Source organism: Hyalangium sp. (genome assembly GCF_035629615.1).
GTDB lineage: Bacteria > Myxococcota > Myxococcia > Myxococcales > Myxococcaceae > Hyalangium.
Genome location: NZ_DASPHO010000850.1, coordinates 1 through 5,678 on the forward strand (window position 1 = coordinate 1; position 5,678 = coordinate 5,678).

Consider the following 5,678-nt stretch of genomic DNA (forward strand, 5'->3'; position numbering starts at 1 on the left):
AGCGCCTCGATGACCTTGCGCGCCGCCAGCAGCACCGCTGGGAACTTGGAGGCTGCCTTGTCCTCCCCCAGCTCCTCGGCCTCGACGTACGCCAGCATCAGCTCCAGCAGCTGCCCATGGTAAGGCAGCCGGCGAACCTCGGACGTCAGCCGCCCCTCGAGGGCCAGCTCCGCCTTGCTCTGGAGCCGCTCCATCCAGGCGCGTACTTCCCCCAGGCTCTCCTTCAGCGCGTCGCTCAGCAGGCCCTCCACCCGCTCGCGCAGCAGGGGGGAGCGCTCCATCTGCCGGGTGATGGCTCGGCGCAGCAGGGGGCTGGAGCCCAGCCCGAACGGATCACACACCTGCCAGTCCACCGACTTCTCGGAGTCCCTGGGCAGGTAGAAGTGCGTGCTCAGGAAGACGCGCAGGGGCCGCTCCTCAATGAGCGAGACGCGGTCGATGTCGACGGGGTTCGGCTCGAAAGCGCTGCTGTCCTCCTCGTCCGCATCCACCGAGCGATCCTGGTGGCGTAGGGCGCGCTGATGACGACGCGCCACCTCGATGATGTCCTGCGCATCAGGGATGGAGGCGGGGTTCACGTCCACCGGCAGGTGCATGTAGGCCGGGAGCGGTGGCTTCGGATCACCCGTCGAGCCCAGGATCAGCTCTGGAAAGCCTTTTTTGCCCGGGGTGGTACGCGCGTACTCCAGGTTCTCGACGAAGCGCGGCCAAAGCTCATGGCTCCACGGATCCTGAAAGACAAAGCCGGTGACCATCTTGCGTGACTGAAGTGTCTCCTCCTCCAGCACCTGCCGCCCCTCGGGGGTGATCTGCCCCTTGGAGTCGGTCCACTTGTGCTGCAACAGCTCGCTGGCGATGAAGGCCGCCAGATCCAGTTCCAGGCAGAGCGTGCGGCTCACTCTCTCGGCGGTCACCACCCCCGCCTGGCTCAGGCTCAGCACGGCCTTCTGAAGGACGTTGAGCTGCCGGTCGCGCACCTCGGGAGCTACCACGCGCCATGCCCAGGCGGGCCAGAGCAGGTAGCGGCGATCTCCCGCTTTGGGGTCCGGGCGAAGCCGGAACAAGAGGATGGGGTCATCACGTTGAAATAACGCGGCCATGGCTCCCCCCACATAGCTTGCGGAACTCCACCAACTCCGGAACCGCCGAGGAGGCCTCCTTGGCGGTCAGCATGCCCTCGTCGCCCACCGCAATGAGCAGGCGCTGCTGGCGGCTCATGGCCACGCACAGGCGGTTCTCCAGCATCAAATGCCCGTACTTGCGGCGCTGCGAGAGCTCGTCCGTGGCGCGCACGTCGTTGCTGCGCGTCATCGACAGCATCACCACATCGAACTCCTTGCCCTGGAAGGCATCCACGGTGCCCACCCGCAGCCGCTCCCGGTGGTCCTTCGTCCACCGCAGGGAGGAGGCGATGCGGTAGTTGCCGTCCTCGTCCTGCTCGGCCAAGCCCCGCTTCTCCAGTTCCTGGAAGATGAGCTGCACCTGCGCCGCGTAGAAGGCGATGATCCCAAAGCTCAGATCGTCCCGCGTCTTCGTCAGCCGCTGCACCTCGTCCGCGATCCACCGCGCCTCCGCCCGGCGGGACTTGCTGCGCCCGCTGATCTCCCGGCCCTGAGCCATCGGGATGTTCACCCACGCGGCCACCGCCTCGCCGTAGCCTTCCAGCCCATGCACGAACTCGGACGGCGGACGCTCAGAGCGGAACTGCTCGCCGTCTTTGTAGAAAGTCTTGCTAACAAAGTCCCCCAGCACCGGGTGCATGCGGAACTGCACGTCCAGCGTGACCGTGCGCGGAATGCCATCCTTGTCCTGGAGCTCCTTGAGGAAATCGAAGAGCTTCTGGAACAGGCTCTTCCGCAGCGTCTTCCGAGTCTCCAGAGAGGCCAGCTCGAGCTGGCTCTCCACGTCCGGCTCGAGGATGTGCGGCAGCTGTCGCTGGTCTCCCACGAGGATGACGCGGCGCTCGGCCCGGGACATGGGAATGAGCAGGTCCAACGGGTTGGCGCGGGCGGCCTCGTCGACGATGACGTTGCGGAACAGGACGCCCTCCCCCTTCGCCTGGCTCATCTCGTAGCCCACCGCCTGCTGGCACGTGGCCGCCAGCACCACCGTGTAGTTCATGACCGCGTCGCGCACGCCCCCCACGTCATGCTCCAGATCATCCAGGTAGTCGTGGAGCACTGCGTCCGGCCCCGCGGCAGACTGGCGGACCCTCTGGTAAAGCGCGTCCACGATGTCCGTGAGCAGCGCCTCCACATCCGCAAGGACGGCGGGCGCACCGGCGGGCAGCGCGTCGGGTGACAGCCGGTCCAGGAGCCGATCCCGCAGCTCCTTGAGCTGTGCCAGCAGGTCCGCCGTCGGCGGTGGCCCGTCCGGGTCCAACCCCGAGGCGTGCTCCAGCAGCTGTTGATCCTCGGCAGAGAGCAGCTGGAGCGGCTCGAGCCGGTTGAGCAGCTGGCGGGCGTTGCGTGGGCCATCATCCGAGAAGGGAATGGCCTCGGTGCGCAGGCGCCGCACAGCCTCCAGCGCCCGCGCCTCGTCCTCCTTCTGCCCGCTGGGGCTCGTCGGCCCGCGCTGCAGCTGCTGGAGCAGGCTCAGCAGCCGGTCTTGCAGCAGCAGCGGCAGGTGCTCTCGCGCCAGATTGGACACCTCGCGCAGCAGGGACACCGCCTCGCCCTCCTGGCGAGGCGCTCCCACATAGGCCGCGGCACGGTTACGCACCTGGCGGAGTACCTCGGATACGGGCCGCTCGGACATCTGGGCCAGCGCGGCGCGCACCTCATCGACGCGATCGCGGCGCCACTTCTCAAAGCCATCCATCGAATCGGCCTCGGACTGGCCCCGCCTGCGGCCCACCTTGATGGCGGGCAGGCCGAACACCCGCGTGCGGGAGGCGGCGTTCTCCACCGCGTCATGCTGGTAGCTCGTCAGCAGCGTCTGCCCAGAGATGATGTCCGTGTCGTCCAGCTCGGCCAGCCGCACCTGGAGCGCGGTGATGACCTTGGTCTTCCCGGTGCCGGGCGGGCCCTGGATGAGGGCGATGTCAGGGGTATTCAGCGCGACCTCCAGAGCCTTGCGCTGCCTCTCGGTGGGGTTGCCTCCGAAGATCTCGAGCACTGCGGGTGTCAGCACCTTCTCCTGGCGGCGTCGGCGCTCGGGCACGCTCTCCCCCTCGATCAGCAGACCCAGCTGCGGCATGGGGTTCTGGGCCGAAGCGATGAGCCGCTGAGCTTCCTCGCGCCGCTCCAAGCGTTTCTCATCCCCACTCTTGTCGATGGAGAGGACTCCCTTCTCAGGCGGCTTCACGCCCTCCTCGAAGCGAGGGCGGATATCGAGCACGCACTGGTAGGACTGGAGCCCCACGAAGGTCCCAGCGAAGACGCCCCCGCGCCGCTTACGTTGCCGGGGCTGCGCCTGCTCACCCTGGTCGGGGGGCACCTCCTTTATTGGCTCGGAGAAGTGCGCCACCTTGGCCTCCAGGTCCACCTCCTCGAGTTCCTGCAGCTGCCGCAGCTTCTCCTCGACGCCCTCCCCTTCCGGGAGGTGAAAGCGCCACAGGCCGTTCGGCTTCTGCTCGCACCGCGTGTAGCGCAGCGTGCCGAAGGCCTGTGCCCGTCGCTCGATGCTCTTGCGCTCCAGGGCGTTGTACTCTTTCCAGAGGTGGAGGTAGCTGTCCGCCCGCTCCACCAGCTGATCGAGCTGGGTGCGCGCCGTGCCGCGGAACTCGCCCGCCAGCGTCATGTCACAGATGCGCCAGCGCCCCTCCACCATCAGTACGGGCCGGCGCTCGTCGCTGCGCTCCGGCTGGCGCTGCTCGACCACCCGGATGATCCGCAGCCGATCGTCTGGCCCCCTCGCCACATCCACGTTGAGGCCCTGGCCATACAACCGGAAGGCTCCCGGGAGCTCCGCCTGAGGCTGCGGGCCTCCAGAGAGGAACACCCTCTCCGAGCCCGGCCCGCGAGTGGCCAGCAGCACCCTCTCGGCCAGCCAGGACACCACGCTCTGCACGGAGGCTAGCTGCGGGCGCTTCTTCTGGAGGTCCTGCAGCAGCTTGTCGTCCACGCCCAAGTCCATGTCGCCAGGCCAGGAGTAGGCCTGAGGGAACTCGTGGACCTGGAGCATGAGCCGCTGTGTGTCGCCCAGCTTCGGCAGCACATTGGCCACCCAGCACAAGCGCGGGAGGTTGCGCTCCGCGAGCTTGGCCAGCAGGCCTTCGCTCCGGGAGTCCGTCCCCTCGACGCTCCAGGCTTGGTCCCCCACCTGCAGCAGCGCCGGGTCCAGGCCCTCGGGGAACTGGAGCCGCGCCTCGGCCAGGCGGGCCACCGGCTTGCCGAAGTCCCGGGCTCCCACGGCTCTTACCTCGAGGGTGGTCTTCTCTCCGCAGGGGATCTCGTGGATCTTCATGTGCCCTCCTGACGAAGCTCGAAGGTGACGATGCGGTGGAGCTTCTCCAGGCTGCCCAGGTGCAGCCGCCACGTGCCCCGGCCTGGATCAATCGGCACGTTCATGGCCTGAGGGCCCACCCGCAGGTTGCGGCTGCCGCTCATCGAGACGAGCGTGTACACCACACCATCCAGGCTCTGGAGCCACAAGCGGCCACCCTCGAGCCGCACCTCGATCCTCGGGGTGTGGGAGCCCCGCCCCATCTGGCCTTTCAACAACCGATCGCTGATGAGCAGCGGGGACTGCTCCGTGAGCACGGCTTGAGTGAGCCGCGTGCGCTTGGGGTCCGGCCCCCGCACCAGCGCCAGGCGCGTCACCCCTTCGGGACGAGGGGCGCTGCAGCGGGGGCACTCTGCCTCCTCCACCGGGTACCCCGCCTGACAGCTCTCGCAGGAGACCACCGCCGGGTCCGAGAGGAAGAAGCTCGCCAGCACGCAGCGCGGCTTGGCCACCCCGCACCAGGGACAGTCTGGGGAGTTCACATAATAGGTACTGGTACACCCCGGGCACGCGAGCGTGGCGTCCGCGGCGGCATGCAGGCGCTCGGCCCACAGCGAGAGCCCGGGGCGCGCTGTGCGATCGCTCAGCCCTTTGCCGAAGGCGAGTTGACAGAGCTCTCTCAGCCGGTTGGACAGGACAAACTCCCGGGGCAAGCCTACGCTGGAGCGGTTGCGCTCATCCTCGGGATGATCGATCCAGGGCAACTCGCCCCGCAGCGCCTTCTCCTCTTGCTCCGGATCACCCTGCGTGACGGCGTCGCCCAGCAGCGGGTGCACCTGAGCTAGCGTCTGGAAGGCGATGACTCCAAAAGCGTGCGCATCCGTGAGGGTGTCCACGCCCCGCCACCCGGTCATCAGCTCCGGAGCACCGTAGCCTGGCGTGTAGATGCCAGGGCCGCCGGTGGACGACTGGTAGGAAAGGTTGTCGGCATCGATAAGGCGCACCTCATAGCCAGTGACACCGGCCGAGACGAAAAGGTTGTGGGGCGACGGGTCGGCGTACACCAGGCCCTTGCCATGGAGCTGCGCCAGCAGATCCGCCGCCCGTGCCAGCAGCCGCAGCCGGCGCCGCAGCCCGCCTCCGGCGATGTACCAGGGCACCAGGGACTTCTCGCCTCGAGGCAGGTGCGCCAGCACCTTGAGCGGCACCATGCCCGTCAGCAGCTCCATGATGTAGCCCAGGTAGGGCTCTCGCAGCATCTCCAGCGGCTGGGCGATCTCCAGGTCCCCCAG

Annotated in this window: 3 protein-coding genes; all 3 read right to left on the minus strand. The window is 68.0% G+C overall.

Going from position 1 to position 5,678, the window contains the following annotated elements; genetic code table 11:
* On the minus strand, positions 1-1,100 hold a 1,100-nt coding region (locus VD972_RS42680), incomplete at its 3' end, for a hypothetical protein (protein WP_324995372.1).
* Positions 1,078-4,407 carry a DEAD/DEAH box helicase gene (locus tag VD972_RS42685; protein ID WP_324995374.1) on the minus strand — a complete coding sequence of 1,110 codons (3,330 nt, stop codon included), beginning with the start codon at positions 4,405-4,407 and terminating at the stop codon, positions 1,078-1,080. The genes VD972_RS42680 and VD972_RS42685, both read right to left, overlap by 23 nt.
* Positions 4,404-5,678, minus strand: a 1,275-nt coding sequence (locus VD972_RS42690; protein WP_324995376.1) for a hypothetical protein, incomplete at its 5' end; no start/stop codon positions are given. The genes VD972_RS42685 and VD972_RS42690, both read right to left, overlap by 4 nt.

Excerpts from the sequence above, each read along its gene's own strand:
- VD972_RS42685 (WP_324995374.1), bottom strand. The coding sequence starts at position 4,407 with ATGAAGATCCACGAGATCCCCTGCGGAGAGAAGACCACCCTCGAGGTA.